We start from the raw sequence: 24961 nt of genomic DNA, 5'->3' as shown, positions 1-24961 counted from the left end.
AGTAGGGCGGAGTACCCTCTGCCCTACTGATCTCCCAGGCTGTCCGTTTAATATGGCCCGAACCGTCCGGAAAATGCGGCCCTGCTGTCCGCAGAAAGTGGCTGTTTGCAATAAAAAGAAATGCATGTAGAAAAAGCCTGTGCTCTTTCGTCTTATGCCTGTAAATCTGATTGCCATTTTTCATCATAGATTTTTCCTCGTATCTCTGACTGTAAAATCTAACTTCTTTGTCATAAAACATCTATAACTATCCCGAATGGCAAAATGTCTGGAATGAGAAATCCCACTCCAGACACCATCCGACCTTCATTCAATAGCGCCATGAATACCGGTTACCCCTTTTCTGCCAGAAAATTATGCATGTAATATCCTGACGCTTAGATGAATGATTAGTCCAAATTGTTCTTAACTGCCGTCTCTAAATTTTCATATGCCGTGTCAAGATCCACCTGTCCTGTCCAATAACCATCCAGAGCGCTCTGCAGATCTGTCTTGATGCCGTTATAATAATGAGAAGCTTTTGGAGCAAACTGTGCATTATTAAGTTCATCAATTACGTTATATCCCTTCATGCTCTTATATTTATCACTCTGGTTTGCGGTAGAGGATGCCGGGATCTGTCCCGATTCCGCCCAAGTAATTCCGCCCTTGTCAGATGCGTAAAACATGAACTTCACAGCATTGTCTGCTTCTTCCTTGGTTCTGGATTTCTTTACTGGAAGAATCAGTGTATGTGAATCTGCCCAGCAGGTCTGATTGTCATAAAGCTGTGGGAAGCAAGCATTATTGAAATTCAGCCCCTTTGTAGATTCAAAGGTACCTGTCAGCCAGGTTCCACCAAATAAAAATGCTGCCTTACCGCTCTGGAACGGAACTGCGTTATCGTCAGAATTAATTCCTTTCTGAATGTACCCTTCATCATAAAGATCCTTTAATGCCTTCATGGCAGCTTCTGCCTTATCTTTATCCAGTGTGCACTTTGTAGCATCATCATTAACAAACGGCGCGCCACCCATCTGGTAATAAAGCGCATACCATACACGGAACGGATCGTCTCCGCTGTTAGACAGGCAAAGCGGAGTGCAATCGCTTCCCAGAGTATCTTTGCACTTTTTAAGCAAATCCTTAAAATCATCGATGCTCTTGATATTGGCGATATCATCCTCTGTAATTCCAGCCTGGCTGATAAGATCCGTATTGTAATACATCACTTCCGCATGCGTATCCAACGGAATCGCATAGATATGATCGTCGATAGTGACCGCATCTATGTTATTCTGACTATAGTATTTAGTGAGATCGATATCATTGTCCTTCAGATAATCATCCAGAGGCTCGATGACTCCTGTCGACGCCAGCTCATAGAGCTTAGACACATGACTTATACCCATGTCAGGGCCTTTTCCGGCTGCCACTGCAGTCTGCAGTTTTGTGTAATAATCAGCCCAAACCAGCGTGACGCACTGAACAGGATTCGTCGGACTTGTATTGTTATAGTCGCTTACAATTTTTTGCCACCACTCTCCGTCACCGCCCGTAAAAAGAGACCAAAAACTTAGATCACCGCTTTTAATCTGGACAGCCTCCGGATTATTTACCGTACCATCTGAATTTGCATTAACCTGTTCAGAGTTTGAAGTGCTTGTCGCCGAACCAGATTGGTTCGCAGCCGTTGCACCTGTCGTTCCAGAACTTCCAGATGAGCCGCATGCTGCAAGAGATGCGCACATTGTTGCCGCTAGTGTTGACGTGAGCATAATTTTCAACAGATTTCTTTTCATAGACTTCCTCCTTCTATTGTGATTTTTCCTTTGTTTCTCATCACTCAGATCATAATATTTAGTATTTAATACCATTTTTTGTCTCGCATCTATCATCTTGTGGTTATTTTACCCAATTATCTTTTTAATTCAAATACGCTTTTGGGTAAAATTTCTACATTTGCAGATTGTGTATGTTAACCTTTTTGTCAACTACTTCTGTGTGGTCAGTGTTCAGGCAAACGACATATCCCTAATTACAAGGGCCGCTCTCTCTACTTCAAAAAAGCATCAGTAGCGAGAGCGACCGCACATTTTTATTTCTATGTCAAGTTTTTCAAAAAACCAAAAAAATGAGTTAGACCTCGGAAAGAGGACTAACCCGCCTTATTAACTAACTGACATTGGTCTGAACTATAACGTTCGCTTTCCTGACAAATATCCCCACCGTTTCCGTCTATCCGGATTCGGTGGGAATGCAGAAAATATTAAGATATTCAAATGATGGTCAATGATTTTCTACCATCCTGTAGATCAATGTAACGCTCTGGGCCCTGTTGCTTGCGCCATCCGGTGAGAAAGTATTCGCAGATGTACCTACGGTAATTTTCTTTGCAATTGCCCAGGAAACCGCCTTTTCATACCAGCTTCCTTCTTTAACATCAGAGAATCGTCTGGCATTTGCCTGTGGTTCTGGTTTGCCGGAATAATTCCAGAGGAATTTGACAATCTGTGCTCTGGAACAAGTAGCCTCCGGAGAGAATGTACTGCTCATCGTTCCATTTGTAATCTGGTTCTCATATGCCCAGAGTGCAGCTTTATAATACCACGCACTTTTACTTACATCCTTAAAAGGATTGTCAGATAACGATGGATCCGGTCGCCCCGCTAGTCTCCACAAGAAGGTAACAACCTCCGCTCTCGTACAAGCCTTATTCGGAGAAAACGTTGTAGACGACGTTCCCGCCGTAATATTATTCTTAACAGCCCACTGTACAGCGTTATAATACCAATCCTTCGAATTGATATCCGTAAACCCGGTTTTCTCAGGAATATCTGTTGACTGCGGTGTTTCTGACGGCTTCGGTTGTTCTATCGATTTCGATGCTTCGGTCGGTTTCGGCTGTTCCGTCGGCTTCGGTTCCTCTGTTGGCTTCGGCTGTACCATCGGTTTCGGTTCCTCTGTTGGCTTCGGCTGTACCGTCGGCTTCGGTTCCTCTGTTGGCTTCGGCTGTACCGTCGGCTTCGGTTCCTCTGTTGGCTTCGGCTGTTCCGTCGGCTTCGGTTCCTCCGTCGGTTTCGGCTGTACCGTCGGTTTCGGTTCCTCCGTTGGCTCCTGGTTCTCTGTAGTCTCCGAATTATTAGCCTTTACAAACACCGCTTTAATTTCTTCGTTCTGCTTTGCTCCAAACTCATATAGACTTGATGTTTCTACAAGATTTTCATTCTCAAACCAACCGGCAAATCGATAGCCATCGCCTGGAACAGCATTCAAGACAACAATATCACCCTTGACATATTCACCCTTGCCCTGAACAGTCCCTTCACCTTCTGACGTAACGTTGATCTGTATTGTCGCGTTTGCTGAGGAAGGAATATATTCGTCCGGTAAAATCACAGTTCCATTTGTGGATATGGATTTACCTGTCTCTTCAAGCGATAATTCCTGCCCGTCATTCAGTTGCAGTCCATAGAAGTTATTTCGTCCAACCGCAAGACAATTGTTAAATTGTTCAACACTACAATCCAGCGTACCATATCCTGTTGCCTGCATCTGAATCGTCACAGGATCATCTATGAAAAGATAAATGACCTTCGACTCGCCGTTTTTTTCTGCATATGCGACATTCTCATCATAGGAAACACCATCATCTCCGGCATAAGCAATCTGCTGTCCATCCTTCGTGTAAATTGAGATATTGATTGGACAGCCAAATACATATTTTAGAAAATTATTTTTTTTTGTTTTCAATCGGTCTAATATGCCTCGGAGCGTATCATCACTCTTTTCACCGGTTACATAACTTATATATTCTTTAGTCAGCTGTTCAGAAGCTTTTTCAAGTAATTTCTCAGCTTTCTTGACTGCTCCCTTTGAAATATCATCATCAAATGCAATTTTGTTCATCGAATCAGTAATATCTTTTATTTCTGTTATAGATAGGTTCTTTGTAAATTCTTTTAGTTTTTTGCAATATGTATAATAATTATAGCTTTTACATAATGTCTGATAAAGATCTCCGACATTTGTATTTTTTAGATATTCCTTCTTTGGCAGTAATTTTTCATCTAGATACTCCTTTGTCAGTGTAGATAACGACGGTTCCAATACATCCTTAATGATTCCTGAAGTTACCGAAGCAACAGCACTTTTTTCGAGTTCCTTCAATTGTTTTATATAATCAGAGATTGCATTTTGTCCGGATTCAATGGTTGTACCTATCATAAAGTTATAATATCTGCCATATTTTTTTACTGTCAATGTACCGTAACCTGATTTCTTTCCAAATCCCGTCCACGATATTTCTACCTTCATTATTCCAATTTTGTAGGTTGCTGTTTCTCCGATCAGCTGACTCGCTATTTTCTTTACAATCTGCATCTTATTGGATGGTGACACTTTACTAAGGTCAAGATCTGGCATAGAAATAATTTTGTCAAAGAAAAATTCAGCCAAAGCTTCATACGCTGCATTTCTTACCTCCTGAGGGGCTGAAAGGTCGCTTGGGTGTAAGAAAATATCTTTCATCAATGTTTCTTTTTCTTCTTCAACAATACTATCTCTTTGAGGCTTTATCGAGCTGTCAGTTACGGCATTTTTCAAAGTATTCTCAACAGCGTCTATGTAAGAGTTGTAAGCACTATACCAATCACTATACAATGAGGAAAATACTTCCTCTGCCTGCCCAGAGACTACTGTGCCACAATAAGATGTTGTTTCTCTTTTCTTCAAATCAACATACGTAGATGCATCTACATGAGAAAATGCGATGTTATTATCCTTAGCATATTGTTCTGCGTATGAATTACGAACGCCATAGATAGTCAAAATATTATAATTGCATCCCTTAAATGCATTGTCGCTAATGTATGTCACGCTTTCAGGAAGCATAATGGTACTTAATAATGTGCACGTAGAAAATGCATAATCGCCGATTGATTCCAATCCGGACGGAAACTGAACTGTACTAAGTGATGTACATCCCCAAAACGCACAATATCCAACTTCTTTTAATTCTGAGGGCATTCCAATGTTCTCAAGTGAGGTACATTTGTCAAATAAATGATCCTCGATTCCCCTTAATTTTTTGGGTAACTGGATCGTTTTCAATGATGTACAATCCTGAAACGCTGCAGTCCCGATTTCCGTAACAGACTCCGGGATGATGATATTTTTAACTTTTTTACAAGAGTATAATACATGGTCCGGAATGCTCGTAGTCCCGTCTTCAAATATTACGGTTTCAAGGTTTTGACAATTTGAAAATGCCGATGGTTCTCCATAATTGAGGGAATAGTTCAAGCTGGTCACTGTTTTGGGTACTGTTATACTTGTAATCAATGGACTTGAAAAAGCACCTACGGCAATTGTTTTAATCCCTTCAGGCAACTGTACATTCCTGAGATTATTACACTTAGAGAATGCATTACTACCGATTGATTCCAATCCGAACGGAAACTGAACTGTACTAAGTGATGTACATCCCCAAAACGCAGCAGAGCCAATTTCTTTTAATTCTGACGGAAACTGAACTGTACTAAGTGATGTACATCCCCAAAACGCATTATATTCAACTTCTTTTAATTTTGAGGGCATTCCAACGTTCTCAAGTGAGGTACAATTGGCAAATAAACTATCCTCGATTTTCCTTAATTTTTTCGGTAACTGGATCGTTTTCAATGATGTACAATCCTGAAACGCTGTATCTCCGATTTCCGTAACAGACTCCGGGATGATGATGTTTTTAACTTTTTTACAAGAGTATAATGCATGGTCCGGAATGCTCGTAGTCCCGTCTTCAAATATCACGGTTTCAAGGTTTTGACAATTTGAAAATGCCGATGGTTCTGTAAAAGTGAAGGAATAGGAAGCGTTCAAGCTGGTCACTGTTTTGGGTACTGTTATACTTGTAATCAATGGACTTGAAAAAGCACCTACGGCAATCGTTTTAATCCCTTCAGGCAACTGTACATTCCTGAGATTATTACACTTAGAGAATGCATCCCTACCGATTGATTCCAATCCGGACGGGAACTCAACCGTTCCAATCGATGTGCAACCTGCGAAAGAATATTCTCCAATACTAGTCACCGGCCGGCCGTCTATCGCTTCCGGTATCGTAACATTCTCTTCCTGTCCAATATACTCGGTAATCGTAACCGAATTATTGTCACTATTTATTTCATATTTAAAGTTGCCATAAGTTTTGTCTTCATCACCGCTCTGTGCTTCTGTGCTCGCACCAGCAGATACGCCCATTAATGCCTCATCGCTGTCCCATGCCTCATCTACTCCATTATCGCTTTGTGTGACAGAAACATCCTGCTGGCCAGCTGATTCTTCCGCAATAATGCTTTCGTCAGTGTCCTCTGGAACTGAATATGCTTCATACTCCTGGCTATCAGTCGTTTCTTCTGATTCCACATTATTCTGCGATTCGGACACCGCTTCATCTTCCACAGATGTACTGTCACTTCCAACCACGTCTGCTTGTTCCTCTACGGCCTGATCTCCAGCGCCATTATCTGCCGCATAGCTCGTCCTAGGACTTGTCACAGCAAGCGATGACGCCATCGCAACCGCCATAATAGCAGCTAGAAATTGCTTCTTCTTCATGTTTTTCATCCCTCCTCATTCTTTTTACCGGCCTCTTGCAATTACCATTCAGGATACATTTTCTCTCTCCGGTAATTGCTATCCGCGCCATAATTTCACATAAACTGTTGTATGCAGCACGGATTTTAAGACTATTATATTTTTTCGTGCATATTTTTCGCAATATAGATAGATCCTTGTCTGTGTCCAACTAAATGTCCGACAAAAGTCACTCTCTATCACGCTCCCGCTCAAAGGAGCTGAACTTGTTCCCCATATAATTGGACAATCGTCTGGACAGGGGGTTTTCAAAATATGATATTGTTGTCCATGTAGGGATTTAATAGAATGAAAACATCAAACTTAATATATAGAGAAAATGAAAACATCAGACTTAATAAAGAGAGAAAGAAGATGTCAATCCTGCGAGATACGGAGTACAAGACATGATTACAACGTGAACACTGTAGCTGAAATAGGAAAATGGCATTGAAATTGGAGGGACAGAATGAGTGATTTTAGCGACTTAATCAGTGTCTACAAAAAAAGATCGGGCATTTCTGCGAAGGAGCTGGGTGAAGGCACTGGCATCGGATCAAATATTTATAAGTATGTGCGCGGTTCCAGGCTGCCGTCCGAGCCCGGCGTTGTGGATTTGATTTCGGATTATATGAATATGTCAAATGAGGACCGCCACAAGCTGCGCGATTACTGGCGCATCGAACACTTCGGAAAGGAGCGTATCGCACTCTGGAAAGAGATCGAGACAATGCTGCAGCATTTCCGTATCACGCCGGACGCAACAGAATCCTATATGTTCGAGCAGAGACTCCCGGACAGCTTGCTTGACCATTCCATAAGCTACATACGCGGCGACCTGAACGTTCAGCAGGTTCTGCTCGCCATCCTGACGACCGCTGACGAAGGGACCATCCATGCTGTCGTTCAGCCGGATGACCCTCATATTCTGGAGTGTCTCTCTATTGCGGAAAAATCGGCAAATCAATCGAAAATCCAGAATATCATCCGAATGAGACAGCGAGGTGACCATTATGCAGACATCATGCGGAAAAATCTGTCCATTCTGCAGAACACTCTGCAACTGGCACTTGGATCAGACAGATATACCTCCTACTATTATTACACGGACTATGTAGAGCAGGAAAAATGGCCACTCACGTCAAGTTATATCGTAACAGACAGCTGTGCGTTTCTTTTCGGTAACGGTGACACAGCAATGACCGGTATCTTCACAAAAGATCCGAGATTTATCGCCGATCTCAATATGCACTTTGATTCTCTAATGAAAGAGTCGCGGCCAATGGTCATTCGCCCGGACTCACCATCCAGGATCATTGAAGATTTCCAGTCATACTACAGTATTGCTGAAAAAACAGTACCGCATAGCAGAGAGATTGTGATCGGCACTCAGCCTTGTCTGACACCCTTTCTGACCAACGATATCTGCGAACGCTACATGTGCCGTGATCATACAGAAATCCGCCCCTTTGTCGAGCAGTATCTCACCTATTTGACCTGGTGGAGAAAACACATACGCAACCTTACCAAAGACATCGTGTCAATCGACGGTGTCCGCCAATTCCTGGCTACCGGTAGAATCCATGAGATTCCGGAGGCGTATTACACACCTTTCTCAAAGGAAGATCGCCTGCAGATTGTCCGGAGCTGGCTGGCAAGCCTCTCCCCGGACAATGTACATTTTTTGAAAGAAGACAGTTGTCTGGTGAACTCCGGGCTCACTCTCACTTCATCGCCAACATTCTTCATCATATCGCTCGTCCGCGAGAACAGCTATCATATTTTCTTTTCCAAGGAGCCCTCGACTACCTCCTGCTTCTGGGATTATTTTTCGAATCTGGATGACAGGATCTACATGCCTTTCAGTGAGGGAAAACAGAGGGTTCAAAAAATCATTGAGCAATTTCGATGAATAATGGGAATTGAATATCGATATAAACGCAATGATAACACTGATCCGTTTGTGGTCAAACAAGTGATTTCCACTTGATAGGCCATTTCCAACTACCCGGCACTGTCAGCGGACACCCGGGTAGTTCAGACTGTTTTCCCTGACTCAACAGAGATAACTATTGCATGGATCAGAGCCGATCAGAAGACGAGTTCGTCTGTTCAAGATGCCTGATATACTTTCTTCCCCACAATTCAATGCTGTCAAGAACGGGTTTGAACTCGTACCCAATCTCCGTAAGCTCATATTCCACCCGCGGAGGCACCTCCGGATAAACCGTCCTGGTCAACAGCCCCTCTTTCTCCAGATTCCTGAGATGTGTTGCAAGAGTAGCCTGCGTAATGTGAATTTCCTTCTGCAGCTGATTAAACCTTTTCGGCCCGCCCGCGAGAGCATGCAGAATCAGAATCGCCCACTTCCCCGACAACAGCTGCTGCGCTGTCGCATACGGACACATACCGAATTGATTTGCTCTTTTACATGTTTCTTTTTTCATGATACCACCTGCTCTTATATACCAATACCGACCTGCTGCTCCGTCTCATAGAAGCAATTCCTTCATTCATCATTCCCGATCCCGCTTCACGCGGCGGATTGAATACTCAAGCAAAACATACCTGCTCAAGGAAAAAATCCTGCTTGACTGCATTCTACTATGGTCGTATTATTTTCGCAACTCGGATAATTAAACTTATGAGTATGAATTATTCACGTTCCTGACATTATCCATCTTCGATGAGGTCGGAGAGTTTCAAAAGAAGCCTCAAAATAACGAAGCAGTTCCCGGCCTCATCTCGGGGCAAAAAACATTTGTCCCTGACAGCATTTGATGATCTTGAATGAAATTTACGGAGGTGTACTATGAATAAAAAAAGAATGCCGGTTATTTTTTCCGGCCATGGAAGTCCAATGCTGGCGTTGGAGAACACATCTGTGACGAAAGGTCTGCACAGCATCGGCTCTCAAATCAGAGAACAATTCGGAAAACCGAAGGCAATCCTCGCCGTATCCGCACACTGGTATACAAAGGGAACTTTTGTGCAGAGCACGGAAAATCCAAAACAGGTCTACGACATGTACGGGTTCCCGAAAGCGCTGTATGACTTCAAATATCCGGTCAAAGGATATCCTGACCTGTCCGAACGCGTGGCCGCGCTTCTCGGTAACCGGGTGTCCGTCAACGATGACTGGGGCATTGATCACGGTGCCTGGACCGTGCTCTGTCATATGTTCCCGGAGGCGGATATCCCGGTCGTTCAGCTTTCCGTTGACGGCACGCTTTCCCCGGATGAAATCTACAATCTCGGAAAAGCACTCGCGCCCCTTCGTGATGAAGGCTATCTGATCCTTGCAAGCGGAAACGTTGTACACAATCTGCGCCTGGTAGATTGGGACAACCCGGACGGATCCCCGGAATGTCTTGCATTTAATAAGGCAATCACGGAATATGTCCGGAATCGCCAGGATGACCGCGTGATCGCATATGAATCCGTACCGAACGCCGGATATGCCGCTCCTACACCGGAACATTTTCTTCCGCTCCTCTACATGCTCGGTGCATCCGAAGGTGAAAAACCACAGGTCTTCAACAACCACTGTGAACTCGGCGCAATCGCGATGACCGGCTATGCGTTCGGTCTTGAGCAGAATTAATAATCAGGCAGGCATACAACACACCAGATGTTCTACGGCATACAGGCGTTCCTGTCTTCAGATAACCATTCTTAGATTCCAAACCGTCATCTCCGATCATTTAACGCCGAATTAATTGTATTCGGCCTCCATCCTGTCTATAATATAGGCATTACATATCAACTCTTCGAAAATGCAGACAGGGCTCGGCGCGCCCGAGACGCACGTAAGAGACTGGAGATCAAGCGTACTACCTGATGAAGCCTCCGGCCTCGGCGCGCCCGAAACGCGCATCAGAGACTGGATGCGATTTCGAAGACAACCGGTATGATCAGCGAAGTGCCGCGGCGAGTTATAAATATTCTGACACCCGTCTGCGGAACATGGTGCTTTAAAATTTCGGGATGGCTTATGTTCAGAAAAATTGACCTCAAAAAATCGTTATCCTCATGTCCGGAGAAAAAAGACAGAGCACTCGGGCGATGTATTGCCGTTAACTCCCTTGTCGCACTTCTGTCCTTCCTCTGGCTGATTCTGATGAATAAAGGAGTATTTACGCTGTGCGGAGATTACAATGCGCAGGCAATTCCTTTCAGTGTCGGGATGCACAAGGCCATTCTGAACGGTCAGTCGTGGTCATGGGGAATCGACCTCGGAACTCAGACTGTCGGTGCGTACAGTTTTTACGGTCTCGGCAGCATTTCCTTCTGGATCACGATGCTGTTCCCGGTAAGCGCCACGCCGTGTGTGATGGGGTGGCTCTATATTCTGAAATATATTGCCGCGGGAATAACATCATTCCTCTACATCCGTCAGTTCACCCGCGATGACAATTACGCCGTGATCGGATCGACGCTCTACGCGTTTTCCGGCTATCAGGCCGTAAATCTCGAATTTTACACCTTCCACGATGTCACAATCCTCTTTCCTCTGCTCCTTCTGGAATTTGACCGGATGATGAAATCGGGAAAATGCCGTCTTCGTGACGGAAAGCCTTTCATCCTTGTGACGGCACTTTCCTGCCTCAACAGCTATTTTTTCTTTGTCGGACAGGTTGTTTTTCTGCTTCTCTACTTCTTTCTGCGATACGGAGAAAGGAATCTGAGGCTTACCCTCAGGAATCTCCTCCTCTGCGGTATTGCAGGCCTCTGGGGCGTGATGATCGCCGGAGTCCTGTTCCTCCCGAACATCCTGTTCATTTCCGGAAACAAGCGAAGCAGTATTCAGCTCCTGCTGTCACAGCTCTTCCCCGAGCCGAAAATGCTCCTGTATCTGCTCAAGGGTTTTTTGTTCCCGGGCGAGGCAATGTATGACAGCAGTGCCGTGTACAACCAGAGGTGGACATCCACCTCCGCTTACCTGCCTCTGATCGGCATGAGCGGCGTCCTTGCATACCTGCACCAAAAGCGCAGCGACTGGCTCTCCAGAATGCTGCTCGTTCTCATAGCGGCTGCCTTTTCTCCCCTTCTGACCTCTGCGTTTCTTCTGTTCACAGAAGCCAATCAGCGCTGGTGGTATATGCTGATCCTGCTGATGGCGTCTGCATCTGCAGTTGTGCTGGAACAGCGGGCCGGAGAAAAAAACAACGACGTGCTGAAAACGGCTCTTTTCGTCAATATGGCCGTTCTTGTCGTCTATTATCTCGCGTTGAATCTCATGAAATGGAGCGACTCCGAAAAGAGCCTGGTCTGCCACAGAGGATTCTTTTTCCTGATTTTTGCCGTGTCTCTGGCCGGCCTGCTCATCCTGCGCAGGCTTTCGTCCGGCGCACGCCATTTCTGTCTGTCCATCACCGCCTGGACTGCTGTTTTTGCCCTTCTCACCACTGCATATGTGCTTGGCTATTACCGGTTCGCAGACGGAATCCGCGAGACCTGCACGCAGAAGATACGTCTCTACAGTCAGCTTGAGCCGATTGACGACCAGTACCGTTACATCGATGAGAACATGATGCTTTATTCAGAGGGAGCATCCGGTCTGCGCATTTTCAGTTCTACGGTTTCGGATTCCATCGTGCATTTTGACAGTCTGTTTGACTTTTACAAGCAGGCGCGCAGACTGGACAAGACCTCCTACGCCGGCCTGGCCGAGCTGTTCGGCGGCAAATACGATGTAACAACGGACCCGAAGGGGAGAACACCGCTCCGGACGTATCAGGTAAATGGAAAAAATTATTATGTTGTGGAAAGGAATGCCTGCCCGATCGGTTTTGCGGTCGATCAAGTGATCACAGAGCGTGATCTGAAGAAAATTGATGTGAGTGAAAGAGGCCTTGTTCTCCTGCGGGCAGCTGTGATTCAGCCCGATGACCGCAAGAGTGTAAGCGATCTGGCCCCTTGTGTTTCCTATCGCGATGCGCTGGACGCCATTCAGACGGATTTGGAGACAGCCCGGACCGCCTCCGCCGGAAACAGTCATTTAGATCCCTCCGATAATGCAGGGCTTGTCTTTGACAGCGATCAGGAGGGCTACAGTCCTTCCGGACGTGAGGCGGATAATCTCTCAAAGAGCAGTCCGGGAAAGAAGGTTGATCTGACCGACGGCGAGCTTCAGGAAGTCGCTGCGGAACGTGTCGCCAGTGATTCCAGCCGCGCCGTGAAAAATTTCCGCAGAACCTCTGACGGATTTGTCTGTGACAGTGATTATTCCAGTGACAGTCTCGTCTATTTCTCTGTCCCGAACGACAGAGGATGGAAATCATTCATAGATGGACAGCAGACAGAGATCATCAATTCCGGCGGCATGATGCTGATCCGCGTTCCCGCCGGCGCACACAGAATCTCCTTCCGTTACACGACCCCGGGGCTTTCCGCCGGAGCGGCGGTCAGTCTTATATCCCTGTGCGCACTGATTCTGTATGTCCTATCTGACTGGAAAAAGCGGAGAAGAGCAGCACTGCGCCGGTCTTTTGCCTCCTGTAACCGGTAGAGTCTCCCGGCTGTCCTTCCAGTAATCGGCAGAATCTATCGGCTTTACTTCCTGCAGCCGGCAGAATCTTCTGGCCTGGCCTTTAGCCGGAGATCCTCTTCTTGCAGCTGTCCTTCTTCCTGCTTCACATTACAGGATATACTCCAGCTGACTTTCCTTGGTCTTCATCCCCATTTTTTCATAGAACTTCTCCGCGGAAGTGTTGCCTGCCCATACATTCAGGGTCACCTCGTAGCAGCCCATTTTTTTCGCTTCCTGCTTCACATGCTCAAAAAGCGCCTCGCCCACGTGTCTGCCCCGCGCGCTCTGATCCACGCACAGATCATCGATGAACAGTGAGGTAAATGGAACCATATTGTTGGAGAACGGCTGCTCCCTCATCTGGCAGAATGCATAGCCAACGCAATGATCCTGCCCGTCAGCCGCCACGTAAACCGGTTTTTTGTCATCCTTCAAAATTTCTCTCAGTTCATCCACCGTGTACTTCGTCGTTCCCGGAATAAAAATATCCGGCCGGATACCGGCATGGATCTCCAGCACCTGGTTCAGCAGCCTCAGCAATGCCGGTATGTCCTTATCCTCGGCTCTTCTGATCTTCACCATTGTGTAACTATTCATCTTCCCACTTTCTCCAGTCTCTGATGCTCTGGCTGCATACACTTCCGGACTTCTGAAAAAAATGACCACAGGCAGTACGACCGCCGCTGTCAAAACCGCATTGAACAAATTTATATTTCCGATCGGAGAATCATACAGAAAGTGGTCTGCCATAACGAGGAGAATCCAGCCGATACCCTTTCTTCTGTGGTTTCTTCCGCTGGCTCTGACAATCAGATAGAGTCCGGCTGCGGTCACTGCGGCATAGCACCAGTGCGACCCAAGCGCGCCGGAGATTCGATCCAGTGCCGTCGGAAACGCGTCGTTTACATTTTTGAATCCGCTTTCTGTAATGTACGAGATATCTTCCTCGATCTGAAAGCCCATGCCCACGCACATTCCAATAAGAAGGTACTGTCTGAACGTTTTTCTGTTCCACACATACACCAGCAGTGCTGTTGTGCCCAGTTTCAGAAGCTCCTCTGCAATTCCCGCTTCGAGTGAGCCCATCCACGCCTCGGAATAGGAATGTCCCATCATGGATTTCATCAGATTATCAAAGCTGTCGTTCACTTCTCCGGCAAACGGACTTGTAATGAATGCTCCACAGAAAACCGCCATCAGCAGTTCCCGGCTGCTCATCTCGCCCTTTGCACCGATCTGTTTCACAAAAATCCCAAAGGGTACAATATATATCAGAAGCGGAAGAAATGCGCTGTATACCTCCAGATACTGAAGCACCTTCGTGTGACTGCTGCCCATGAAATCTGCTTCGTTGATGAGTATTCCCAACCCTGCCAGCAGAATCAGTACACCGGTCACAATCAGCTGCCGTCTCTGTTTCTTCTCATTCATTCAATTCTCCCCTTCACCCGTCTCTGCAATCTCTGCCCGGAAGACCATGATGGTATCTGCGTCAGAGCAGCAGAATTCCGCGGTCCCCGCAGGCTGTCCGGGAATGCTTCCGCCGTAGCGAAGGATGTCGATATATGGGAAGGCACAGTGCATAGCCATCGGACAGATCCTCCCTCTGTCCTCGTCAAAATCAAACACCTCACCCACATGATGTCCGCGGTGGCATCCCATCTTTCCCCGTCGGTCAATCACTGTGATCCTGATCTTCGGTCGTTTCTCTGCCATATCGTACCTCCCGGATAATTTTTTCTGTGTTGGAGAATATTCTAACTCCTTTTAGACCAGAAATCCACCGGCTCGTAGTCCTGCAGCTTTGCCAGAAATCCGTGATCCGCAAGTTCCCTCTGGATAATATCCAGCGTCTCCTCGCTGTCCGCAGTCACGGTATGATAATGGTACCCGGATGTGATGCCGGACAGCGGTGAACTTTTTCCTCCGGAAAGTTCCTCCTCATACTTTTTCACATCCAGACGCGAACGGATATGCATGGCGGCACGAATGATCCCGTACACCCTGTGATAAACGAAGACATCCTCGATTCTTCCACCGCAGTCAACGATCAGATTCATCTCCTCGCACGCCTGCTCCGGCGTGTGACAAACCTTGAATACGCGGCTCAGCTTCGACTTTTCCTTCCGGTCAAGGACATAGCCCCGCGCGGCAGAAAGAATTGGCTGTCCCTCTGCTCTGAGCAGAGCTATGTCCTGTACGATCACCTGCCTGCTCACAGAAAATCGTCTTGCAAGCGCACCTCCGGAAACCTGCCCTTCGTTTTTTTTCAAAATATCCAGAATAGCCTCACGGCGCTCTGTACCCGTCAACATGTTTCACCTGCCTTACCTGCTCATTGCATATGAGAGAGTATATATCCTCTTACATCGTATCTGAAAAAATATCCTGTTCCATCGCATCTGGAAAAATATATATCCTGTTCCATTGCTTCTGAAAAAATTTTCTCGCTTCTCCGCATATAAATTGCTTCTGATCCATTCTGAAGTACAACTATCGGATCGCCGTTTCTGTACGTCAGAGGTTCAGACCGCATGCAGATGCCTTCAGCATGAAAAATTCCATCATCTTTGTATTTCTGTACGTCAGAGCTTCAGACTGCATGCAGATGCTTCATGGAAATGTCCAGAATCGGAGCGGAGTGTGTCAGTGCGCCGCTCGATATGTAATTGACTCCGAGATCCGTCAGCGAAGCGATTTTCTCCCGGGTCACATTGCCTGAAACCTCAACCTCAGCTCTTCCGGCAATGATCCGCATTGCCTCAGCCATGAGATCGTGACTCATATTATCAAGCATAATAATATCAGCGCCGGCATCGACAGCCTCCCGGACCTGATCCAGATTCTCCACCTCAATCTCGATCTTCCGCACAAAAGGCGCATAGGCGCGGGCCATCTCAACAGCCTGTCTGACGCCTCCCGCTGCGCCGATATGATTATCCTTCAGAAGAACGCCATCTGACAGGTTATACCTGTGATTGTGACCTCCTCCCACGCGAACCGCGTATTTTTCGAAGATACGGTTGTTCGGCGTGGTTTTCCGTGTGTCGAGAAGCCAGATATCCGTGCCCTCAAGAAGTGCAGCGGTCTGACGGGTACAGGTCGCGATACCACTCATTCTCTGAAGATAATTAAGGGCCGTCCGTTCGCCGGAAAGCAGCACGCGGATATCTCCCCGCACCTTCGCCATCTGCATTCCCTCTCTCACCTCGTCCCCATCCCGAACGAAGAATTCCACCTCAGTCTTCGGGTCCAGAAGCGTGAACACCCGCTCAAAAACGGGAAGTCCGCAGATGATTCCCTTCTCCTTCGCAATCAGATCCACCTCTCCGATCTTTGCCTCCGGCATCACACAGTTGGTGCTGACATCCTCGCTTGTGATATCCTCTCTGAGCGCGCTCTCGATCAGCGGATCGACCTGCAGTTTCATTGTAATCGGATCCAACATTTCCTTTTCCTCCACTATTGACTGTCGCACAATAATGTCATATCCCCGTGCCGCACCGTTTTCACTGCCGTATTATAGAATTTTACTCCATGCTCAATGCTTTTGCAATTTCATCCACAGGATATGTATGTGCTTTTCACCTACTCAATTCTTCGTAGGATTGGCTTCATCCGTATAACTATATTCATTCGCATGACCGGGTTCATTCATATTAACCGGTTTCATCTGTACAACACAGCATCTGCACCGCCATGCGCCTCATCGACTCGCGCGGCAATTTCTGCAACGGTATACGACGCATCACCTGGTACGGCAATTATACGGCTTCCGCTCCAGGTTCCGCTGCGAACTTGTCACGATAAGCGATCCTGACGGAAGAGGGTCCTCCCTCCGCTTCAATCTCCTTCCGGATCATGGCTGCGTAACGCCTCTCAACAGACAACGGATCCCGGTATTCCGCAAGGGATACATCCGGCATACTGTCACGGATTCCCTCGTAGTCATTCATCATGTCCCGCGCAGCCCGCTTTGCAAAGACAAGGGACTCCAGAAGAGAATTGGATGCCAGCCTGTTTTTTCCGTGAACTCCGTTGCAGGCACATTCTCCGACCGCATAGAGATGCGGCATACTCGTCCCGGATTCATGGTTCACCTTTACCCCGCCCATGAAATAATGCTGTGCCGGAACCACCGGTATGCATTCCTTCGTCACGTCATAGCCGTTCTCCGCGCAATGCTGAACAATATTCGGAAAATGACGGAGGAGTTCTTCATGGGGAATCGTCCTGAGATCCTCCCAGACAAACTTCGTCCCGTCTTTTTTCATCTGCTTCAGAATCTCCTGTGTCAGAAGATCCCGCGGAAGAAGCTCATTCGTAAAGCGCTGCATATTCTTCCCATAGAGCTTCGCTCCCTCGCCGCGGACAGATTCAGAAATCAGGAAGCTCCGGTCCTCCTCGTGTCCCGAGTAAAAGGTTGTCGGATGCACCTGGATATAGTTCACATGCTCCGTCTCAATGCCATGCTTCAGCGCAATTGCAACCGCATCGCCCGTCAGCTGACGGAAATTCGTCGAATGACTGTAGAGCCCGCCGATACCGCCCGTCGCAAAGATTGTGTAATCTGCCTCAATGATCCCCAGTTTTCCGTCCGGATAGCGAACGACCGCGCCCCGGCATCTGCCCGCCGCGTCTTCCTTCTGATGCCCTGATGCACCATGGGGATCGTCGTCTGTTACAATATCCACCATGGTTGTATACTCCATCATCGTCACATTCGGCAGGCGGCGCACTGCCTCCATGAGATGGCTCGTAATTTCCTTTCCCGTGATATCCTCATGGAACAGGATACGCTTCCGGCTGTGAGCGCCCTCTCTCGTGAACGCCAGAGCTCCATTCTCATCCCTGGCGAAACGGACTCCGTATCCGATCAGATCACGAATCACATCCTGAGATGAACGGATCATGATATCCACTGATACCGGATCGTTCTCGTTATGTCCCGCCCGCATCGTATCCTCAAAATACGACTGATAATCTGCCTCATCGCGTAGCATGCAGATTCCGCCCTGCGCCAGATAGGAATCGCTGCTTTCAAAATCCGCCTTTGTTATGAGCATTACCTTCCGGTTCTCCGGAACCTGCAGTGCAAAATACAGGGCTGCGCAGCCACTGCCGACGATCAGTATGTCTGTCTTCTTCATAGTCTCTTCTTTCTGCGGCAGTCAGCCGCGATTCTCTGTCAAACTATTCGCAGAGGAGTATAGCACTTGATTTTACACATGACAAGTCATATATTTACATATGTCTTGACACATTTTCAGATCGTGTTATACTTGCGGGCAGGAAACTTCCCTGACTTGTAACTTCAGAAAACTATAAAGCTTAAAGCTTCAAGAAGGACTGTGGTGAGCAGGCTCCCCGTGGGCCAAGAACATTGCGACTGGACTTATACAGTACACCTCGTACGATAAGTCGTGACACATACTGTATAAGCTACGGATTGCTCCGTGCTTCGCACTCCCGCAATCCTACAGGTATTCGGATTTCGCGCGTTCGCGCTTCATCCTCATACCTGTTGCCTTCGAAATCGCATACAGTCTCTTACACACGCTTCGCGCGTGACGATCCTGTCTGCGTTTTCAAAGAGCTTATACAGTATATTAATGAGAAAGGATAGTTATCATGACAACGAGAGAAATGCAGGACAGGATTATAGAATTGAAGCGCGAAAAGGATGTCTGTATTCTGGCACACGCGTACCAGAGTCATGATATCTGGGAGGTAGCAGATTTCATCGGCGACTCCTATGGTCTGAGTGTGCAGGCAGCAAAAGCGCCGCAAAGCACTCTTCTGATGTGCGGAGTCCGTTTTATGGCAGAGACCTGTAAGATACTTTCTCCGGACAAAAAAGTCCTGCTGGCGAATCCGATGGCCGGCTGCCCCATGGCGATGCAGATGAACCGCGACCAGGCTCTCCAGCTGAAAGCTGCGAATCCCGGACTTCCTCTCGTAGCCTATATAAACACCACAGCCAGTTTGAAAACAGTCTGTGATGTCGTCGTCACCTCGTCATCCGCTGTGAAGATCATTGGGCGCATGCCTGAAAAGGAAATGCTTTTCATTCCGGACTGCAACCTGGGCGGATGGATTGCCGAACAGCTCCCGGACAAAAAACTGCATATGATTCAGGGCGGCTGCCCGACTCACATGCGAATGACCAGACAGGATGTGCTGGCCGCCCGCGCCGCACACCCGAAGGCTCTGCTTCTGGTTCATCCTGAATGCCGGAAGGAGGTCGTGGATCTCGCCGACTACGTCGGCAGCACTACCGGCATCATGAAATATGCCGAATCCTCCGATGCCAATGAATTCATCATCGGTACAGAGAGCAGCATAGTCTCGCACCTGCAGTTTTCCTGTCCCGAAAAGCGTTTCTATCTGCTCTCAAAGCAATGTGTCTGCCACAACATGAAGATGACCACTCTTCCGGATGTGCTCCATGCCGTCGAAGGAATCGGCGGTGACGAAATTACTCTCACTGCTCAGACCATCCGCAACGCGCGGAAATGCATCGATCACATGATCGAGCTGGGCGGCTGAAGAAGCGTGAAAACTTCATGCTCGATCCGGGCGGCTCAATCCGCCCGGACACATTATCTCCATACCAGTCCATCTGCCCGGCAAATTATCTCCGTTCCGGTCCATCCGCCCGGCCGGAATTTCTCCATACCAGTCCATCCGCCCGGCCGGATTACCTCCACACCAGCCCTCTGCAGCGACTGATTGCCTCCGCCAGTTCTTCTTTCCTGGGCTTCGCCATGTCTCCGGAAACCTGACCGTGTTCTCCATACATCCCGAAGCCTTCTTTCCGGAAGGTTTCTTCCCAGTCATTTACAAGCGAACGCACATTCACACGTCCGTTCATATCTCCTTTTGCCATCAGCAAAAATGTCCGGGCAAGGCATTCGCTCTGTTCCCGGTCCGCCAGCTGCTCCACCAGCCTCAGGTCCGTCTCCCCTCGTCCGATCACAAACCCTTCCGTCCCAAGATTTTTATGCTTTACACGGCCTCTCTGCTCCTGGAAATCACTGCCCGGACGCGGAAAACGTCTGCTTTGATCCGGACGATAAGCGGCGCCAGATCCACGATCCTTTTCTTCACGAGAAGAACCGGAGAAGCATGGAACAATTCTCCGCACCTTTTCTGTCACGTCCTTCGGCTCGTAGCGGTCCATCTGAATGATCGTGTCTGCACGACTGAAAAACGCGCCGGAGCTGCCCGCTACCAGAACCGTGCTGATGCCGGCATTCTCATACAGCGCACGCATCCTGTCAGAGAACGGTGTGATCGGCTCCTCGTCTGCTGAAACAATTTTCTGCATCAAAGCATCCCGCACCATAAAATTCGTCGCACAGGTATCCTCATCCATCAGCAGCGTTCTCGATCCGCACTCCATAGCCTCTACAACGGAAGCCGCCTGAGAAGTGCTTCCGCTGGCATTCTCGGTAAAAAATGCAGTCGTGTCCTTTTCATTCGGCAGCCGGTTAATAAACAGCGAGATGTCATCGCCGTTCACACAGCGCCCGTCCTCCGCCCGGATCTTAACCGCTGTTTCATCCGTCACAACATATTCCCGGCCGTCTCCCGCGATATGATTGTAAACGCCCCGCTCCAAGGCTTTTAACAGCGTGGATTTTCCGTGGTAGCCCCCGCCAATGATAAGTGTGATCCCTCTCTTTACTGCCATACCGCTGATTGTTCCATGATGGGGAAGATTCAGAGTGATCCTGTCCTCCTCCGGAGAACGAAAGGGAAGTGCATCCTTCAGCGGTTTCTGCGAGATTCCGCTCTCTCTGGGAAGAACGGCACCGTCTGCGACAAAGGCACACAGTGACAGCCTGTCAAGCTCGCTTCTGAGAAAAGCCTGATCTTCCGCAAGATTTATTACATCTCTGATTATCTTCTCCTGCCATGCGTCCGCAACGGCAGTATCCCGGACAATATCCGGAAGAAAGTGAAAAAGCATCTTCTCAAGCTCACCTGCCAGCACTGTCCGCCCGGCGGCCGGAAATCCCGCATAAAAACGGAGCGTCACATCGCCATCTCCGCCAAGCTGGCATGCGCTTCTGTCCAGAATCTCCTGGCCAGGCCGGCTGGCACTCATGTTTCCGCTTTTTCCCGATCCGCCGGCCTTTCCCGACACCTCGCGCAGCCTGGAACTGAAGCGCCGCAGAATCATATCCTGAAGAGCGACTCTCGTCTCATATCTGCTGCAGAATGCCGCCGGCCACTGCGCATCCCGCGCCTTCACCGTAACAGCCAGTTCAGACGGACTGGCAAAAGGATCTCCCTGCACATGGACGATATGCAGCACATAATTGCCGAAATCGTAGCTCCCTCTCAGTGACTTATACGCCGGATATCCCCGGTGATCAATGCTCCGCAATGCGCGAAGCAGTTCGTTTTTCGTTTGCATAATACAAATATTCCTTTCCTGTGCGTCCGTACAGACCGCGCTCATTATCCACGTTTCTCAGGATCCTGCTCTTACCACGCTCCGCCGCCTCCGCCTCCGGATCCTCCTCCGGAAAAGCCGCCTCCGCTGAAACCGCCGCCGGAGAAGCCACCCGAACCGACACCGCTCTCGGAAGGAGGGGCTGCGCTCAGCGCTGTCGATGATGCCTGCATCACATGACCGAAATCCTCCCGGAACGTTGTAAAAACGAAAGGATGATATCCGTAATACCACGTCGGCTCCGGAACCGGAATATTGTATTTCTCAAACTGCGAGATCCACTTGTTCTCCAGACCGAACACATATGCGTAAGCCAGCGTAAAATAAAAATACGATGGATTTTCCCGGCTCAGCATCTTCAGCTGCTCAAGCTCCGCTTTCTCAATGAAATTCCGATAGCCGAGCACGTCGCCATAGTACTTCAGGTTTTCCTCTGTCCGGTACACCGCGCGGTCCGCCGCAAGGAAGTTCAGAAATCCTGCACACAGCATAATTAGTGCGGCAGGTACCGAATACAGCCGGCGGGTAAAGAGAAAAAGGCCGGCCAGAAACACTGTACTGACAGCCATCACAGCCACACTCTTCTTGCGGTGCTCCTGGTATTTTCCCTTCTGGTACACAATAATCATGCCGAATACCATGACAGCCACAGCGATCATGCCGAACCATACGGCGCTGCCCATGTCATCCATATAGACCACATAGGCCGTGTAAACAGCCGGGCAGAGCGTCATCTCGACGAATGCGAGAAGATACATCAGTCCTCTCAAGTTCTTGCCGCGGATCTGCCTTGCAGCACTTTCTTTGTGCATTTCGCCGACCCTGTCCAGCGTCCTGTTGAACTTGTATTCCAGATCACTGACAGAGGAAACCGTCCCGATTTCTCTCTTGCCCGGGAACATTCCCTCGAGAAACGCCCTCTCGTCTTTTTTCAATGCCGTGAAATCATTATTCTGAAGCCTGAAGCGGACCTTACCTTTTTTCGGCTCCTCGATCGTGAAATAGCCCTGGTCAGCCAGATACGGAATCAGAGCCACCTTATGTTCCGTTGTGCCGTTCCATATTTCTTCGACATCCAGTGGATTCATACCCTTCGGCGGATAAAAATTCACAACCGGCACCGCGCGCCGTCCGCTGCGCTTCCAGTTCCGCAGAACAGCAATCAGTGGAATCAGCAGCAGAATCACGATCGCGGTCCACGCCGCCGTTCTGTGCGAATGAAACACAAAATATCCCTCCGGGAGCTCACAGCGGATCGTAATTCCCTCGTAGGGATACAGCGCCGTATCATACGAACCGCTGATCACAAGCCCGTTGACAGACGAGGTCAGCTGATCCGGATTATATCCTGCATTTCCGGAAGTTCCGACAGAATAGCCGATTTTTCCGGCATCAAAAGAAGACGGCATCGTGATCTTCCAGGAAACCGATTCGATCGGACATGCCCATCCCGTACCGACAATATTGTAGTACAGCTCATCGGCATCCTCCAGCGGGTCCGGACTCGTGATGCTGTAGGTATAGCTCATCACATAGGTGTGCTCTCCCGTGTAGGTCTCATCGGACGAACCGATATAATATGCGCCGTTCTCTTTGCTGACGTCGGTATTCGCGTCCGGACTTGTCACCTGAAAATCCGAAACGCGCGCAATCACATAACAGTTCGTTCCATCCGCATAATACCGGTAATGATTTTCCGGAATCTCCCTCACCGGGCCGTGATGCGGCTGTATAAAATCGTAGACACAAGTCTCTGTGACATCAAAAACGTTGTCCTCCCGCACCGTGATATCCACAAACAGAGATTTGATATAATAATCCGTCTCCTGCGCGATGATATCTTCCGACGCATCGGCAGACGCCCCGGACGTCTCCGCGGCATGATCCGATGACGCGGAGATATCTGCTGATGTTTCCTCCTCTGCATGAACCGGAACAGCCGGGACAAACAGCAAAGCAAAGACCGCCAGCATCACAGCCCAGGTATGTGCCCATTTTCTGATTGCAGACAGAATACGCATAAATCTGACCCTCCGTCATCTCATCTGACTGTCGCATATACATCGGACTGCCATGCAGCCGGACAAAACAGCCGAACCTGCGTCCTGGCAAACCTGCCATGCCGCAGCAAGCAGGTTTCCGCACTGTCGTCCTGCCACAATAAGCAGGCTGCCGCACTGTCGCGATGCCACAGTAAGCAGGCTGCCGCACTGTCACGATGCCATATCAATCAGCGCCTCAGAAAGAAACCTTCACATTCTCACGCTCTGCGGTATTTCCTACCTCGTACATAGAAGCCTTGCGGAAACCGAACATTCCCGCTACAAGGTTGGACGGGAACATCATCGTCTTATCATTATAAAGCTTTACACACCCGTTATAATACTTGCGGGCGTTGGCGATATCCTCCTCCACCTGCCGGAGCTGCTGCTGCAGCTCCATAAAATTCGCATTGGCCTTAAGATCCGGATAATTCTCCGCGATAGCGAAAATACCGCGCAGACTCTGGCCCAATGCTTCATTGCTTCGAATGACATCTGCCGCATCCTTCGCCCGTGCGGCTGTGTTTCTGGCCTGGATCACCTTTTCCAGCGTTGCCTTCTCATGCGCCGCATAGCCCTTGACCGTCTCAACGAGATTTGGAATCAGGTCATATCTCTTCTTCAGATATACATCCATGGTGGAAAACGCTTCCTCCACCTGGTTTCTGCTCTTCACCAGCCCGTTATACGTGCCAATCAGAAAGATCACGATAATTAATACAATCAATACAAGCACACCAATGACAATCCAGGCAATCATGCAATTTCCTCCCGTATTTTATTTTCACATCTGTCCTGTAGTTTTCTGCCGTCTTTAATTATATACGCTTACCTTCTGATTATAATGGAAAGCAGCAGAAAAAGACAACCTAAAATAGCCCAATATCATTTTCCCCTGACATTCGGGCCAGTTCAGAGACAGAGAACTCTTCCTCAGTCCGGAAAACCTTCCTATACCCCCGGAGTCTTCCGATTCACAAACCAGAAGCCGTTCTCCTCGTAGTACAATTCAACTCTCTGTCCAAGAATCCGGCAGACATACCGGATCCCCGCGCCTCCCGCCTTGAGACTGGCACACCGGTCCACACGGAGAATACTGTCAATATCGTATCTGTGACCGTCCTCCCATATGATGCGGAGCGGCTTCATTCTCCCGTCAGAGGAAAAATCCGCGATAACCTCAACGTATGCTTTGTATGGGCTGACGTCGGACGTTTCCCGCACATTTTCCGCAAGCGGCACGTCACAGCGCGCCTTCGGACGGTCCGAGCGCCCCGAATCATGATGATAATCATAAACACCCACTCT

Annotated in this window: 17 protein-coding genes and 1 pseudogene; 4 read left to right on the top strand and 14 right to left on the bottom strand. The window is 48.4% G+C overall.

Annotated features, from left to right (window positions below; genetic code table 11):
- The 3 genes from ACTNDI_RS11390 to ACTNDI_RS11380 form a co-directional block, all read right to left on the bottom strand.
- Positions 1–241: hypothetical protein (locus tag ACTNDI_RS11390; protein ID WP_441101097.1), on the bottom strand; the 241-nt coding region annotated here is incomplete at its 3' end.
- 148 nt (positions 242–389) lie between these two features.
- Complete coding sequence (locus ACTNDI_RS11385; protein ID WP_441101096.1) at positions 390–1781, bottom strand: ABC transporter substrate-binding protein; 1392 nt, start codon at positions 1779–1781, stop codon at positions 390–392.
- Between the two features lie 487 nt (positions 1782–2268).
- The gene (locus ACTNDI_RS11380) at positions 2269–6597 is read right to left on the bottom strand and encodes a leucine-rich repeat protein (RefSeq protein ID WP_441101095.1); all 4329 of its coding nucleotides are present in this window, start codon (positions 6595–6597) and stop codon (positions 2269–2271) included.
- A gap of 487 nt (positions 6598–7084) precedes the next feature.
- Between ACTNDI_RS11380 and ACTNDI_RS11375 the strand changes: the two genes are divergently transcribed.
- The gene (locus tag ACTNDI_RS11375) at positions 7085–8527 is read left to right on the top strand and encodes a helix-turn-helix domain-containing protein (protein WP_441101094.1); all 1443 of its coding nucleotides are present in this window, start codon (positions 7085–7087) and stop codon (positions 8525–8527) included.
- 169 nt (positions 8528–8696) lie between these two features.
- Here ACTNDI_RS11375 and ACTNDI_RS11370 read toward each other — a convergent pair whose 3' ends face one another.
- The gene (locus tag ACTNDI_RS11370) at positions 8697–9062 is read right to left on the bottom strand and encodes a winged helix-turn-helix transcriptional regulator (RefSeq protein ID WP_441101093.1); all 366 of its coding nucleotides are present in this window, start codon (positions 9060–9062) and stop codon (positions 8697–8699) included.
- A 365-nt stretch (positions 9063–9427) separates the two neighbouring features.
- Here ACTNDI_RS11370 and ygiD point away from each other — a divergent pair, with 365 nt between their 5' ends.
- Together ygiD and ACTNDI_RS11360 are read left to right on the top strand one after the other, a co-directional pair.
- Positions 9428–10219, top strand: coding sequence for a 4,5-DOPA dioxygenase extradiol (gene ygiD / locus ACTNDI_RS11365; protein ID WP_441101092.1), 792 nt, complete (start codon positions 9428–9430; stop codon positions 10217–10219).
- A gap of 390 nt (positions 10220–10609) precedes the next feature.
- Entirely contained in the window at positions 10610–13126 is a 2517-nt protein-coding gene (locus tag ACTNDI_RS11360) for a YfhO family protein (protein ID WP_441101091.1), read from the top strand.
- 129 nt (positions 13127–13255) lie between these two features.
- On the opposite strand, the gene ACTNDI_RS11355 is transcribed toward ACTNDI_RS11360, so the two are convergent.
- The 6 genes and pseudogenes from ACTNDI_RS11355 to ACTNDI_RS11330 form a co-directional block, all read right to left on the bottom strand.
- Complete coding sequence (locus tag ACTNDI_RS11355) at positions 13256–13726, bottom strand: N-acetyltransferase family protein (protein WP_441101099.1); 471 nt, start codon at positions 13724–13726, stop codon at positions 13256–13258.
- A gap of 90 nt (positions 13727–13816) precedes the next feature.
- Positions 13817–14344, bottom strand: a pseudogene (locus ACTNDI_RS11350) (PrsW family glutamic-type intramembrane protease); the annotation flags it as partial.
- A gap of 234 nt (positions 14345–14578) precedes the next feature.
- Positions 14579–14863 (bottom strand): TIGR04076 family protein, encoded by a 285-nt coding sequence (locus ACTNDI_RS11345; protein WP_441101090.1) that lies wholly within the window; start codon positions 14861–14863, stop codon positions 14579–14581.
- Between the two features lie 41 nt (positions 14864–14904).
- Positions 14905–15462, bottom strand: a complete 558-nt coding sequence (locus ACTNDI_RS11340) for a transcription repressor NadR (RefSeq protein WP_441101089.1) — start codon at positions 15460–15462, stop codon at positions 14905–14907.
- Positions 15463–15740: 278 nt separating this feature from the next.
- The gene (gene nadC / locus ACTNDI_RS11335) at positions 15741–16592 is read right to left on the bottom strand and encodes a carboxylating nicotinate-nucleotide diphosphorylase (protein ID WP_441101098.1); all 852 of its coding nucleotides are present in this window, start codon (positions 16590–16592) and stop codon (positions 15741–15743) included.
- Between the two features lie 319 nt (positions 16593–16911).
- Positions 16912–18297: an L-aspartate oxidase gene (locus tag ACTNDI_RS11330; protein ID WP_441101088.1), complete on the bottom strand. Its 1386-nt coding sequence runs from the start codon at positions 18295–18297 to the stop codon at positions 16912–16914.
- Between the two features lie 481 nt (positions 18298–18778).
- Here ACTNDI_RS11330 and nadA point away from each other — a divergent pair, with 481 nt between their 5' ends.
- Positions 18779–19696 (top strand): quinolinate synthase NadA, encoded by a 918-nt coding sequence (gene nadA / locus ACTNDI_RS11325; RefSeq protein ID WP_441101087.1) that lies wholly within the window; start codon positions 18779–18781, stop codon positions 19694–19696.
- Between the two features lie 151 nt (positions 19697–19847).
- Here the strand turns inward: nadA and ACTNDI_RS11320 are convergent, their stop codons facing one another.
- From ACTNDI_RS11320 to ACTNDI_RS11305, 4 genes are all read right to left on the bottom strand, one after another.
- Positions 19848–21572, bottom strand: coding sequence for an ABC-ATPase domain-containing protein (locus tag ACTNDI_RS11320; protein ID WP_441101086.1), 1725 nt, complete (start codon positions 21570–21572; stop codon positions 19848–19850).
- Between the two features lie 71 nt (positions 21573–21643).
- Complete coding sequence (locus ACTNDI_RS11315) at positions 21644–23632, bottom strand: DUF2207 domain-containing protein (protein ID WP_441101085.1); 1989 nt, start codon at positions 23630–23632, stop codon at positions 21644–21646.
- A gap of 217 nt (positions 23633–23849) precedes the next feature.
- Positions 23850–24413 (bottom strand): LemA family protein, encoded by a 564-nt coding sequence (locus ACTNDI_RS11310; RefSeq protein WP_441101084.1) that lies wholly within the window; start codon positions 24411–24413, stop codon positions 23850–23852.
- A 191-nt stretch (positions 24414–24604) separates the two neighbouring features.
- Entirely contained in the window at positions 24605–24958 is a 354-nt protein-coding gene (locus tag ACTNDI_RS11305) for a hypothetical protein (RefSeq protein ID WP_441101083.1), read from the bottom strand.
- Positions 24959–24961 lie beyond the last annotated feature (3 nt).

This window comes from Bilifractor sp. HCP3S3_D3 (assembly GCF_052063915.1).
Classification (GTDB): domain Bacteria; phylum Bacillota; class Clostridia; order Lachnospirales; family Lachnospiraceae; genus Bilifractor.
Note: the sequence above shows the minus strand (reverse complement) of the source record. Positions and strands in the feature narration are given on the sequence as shown.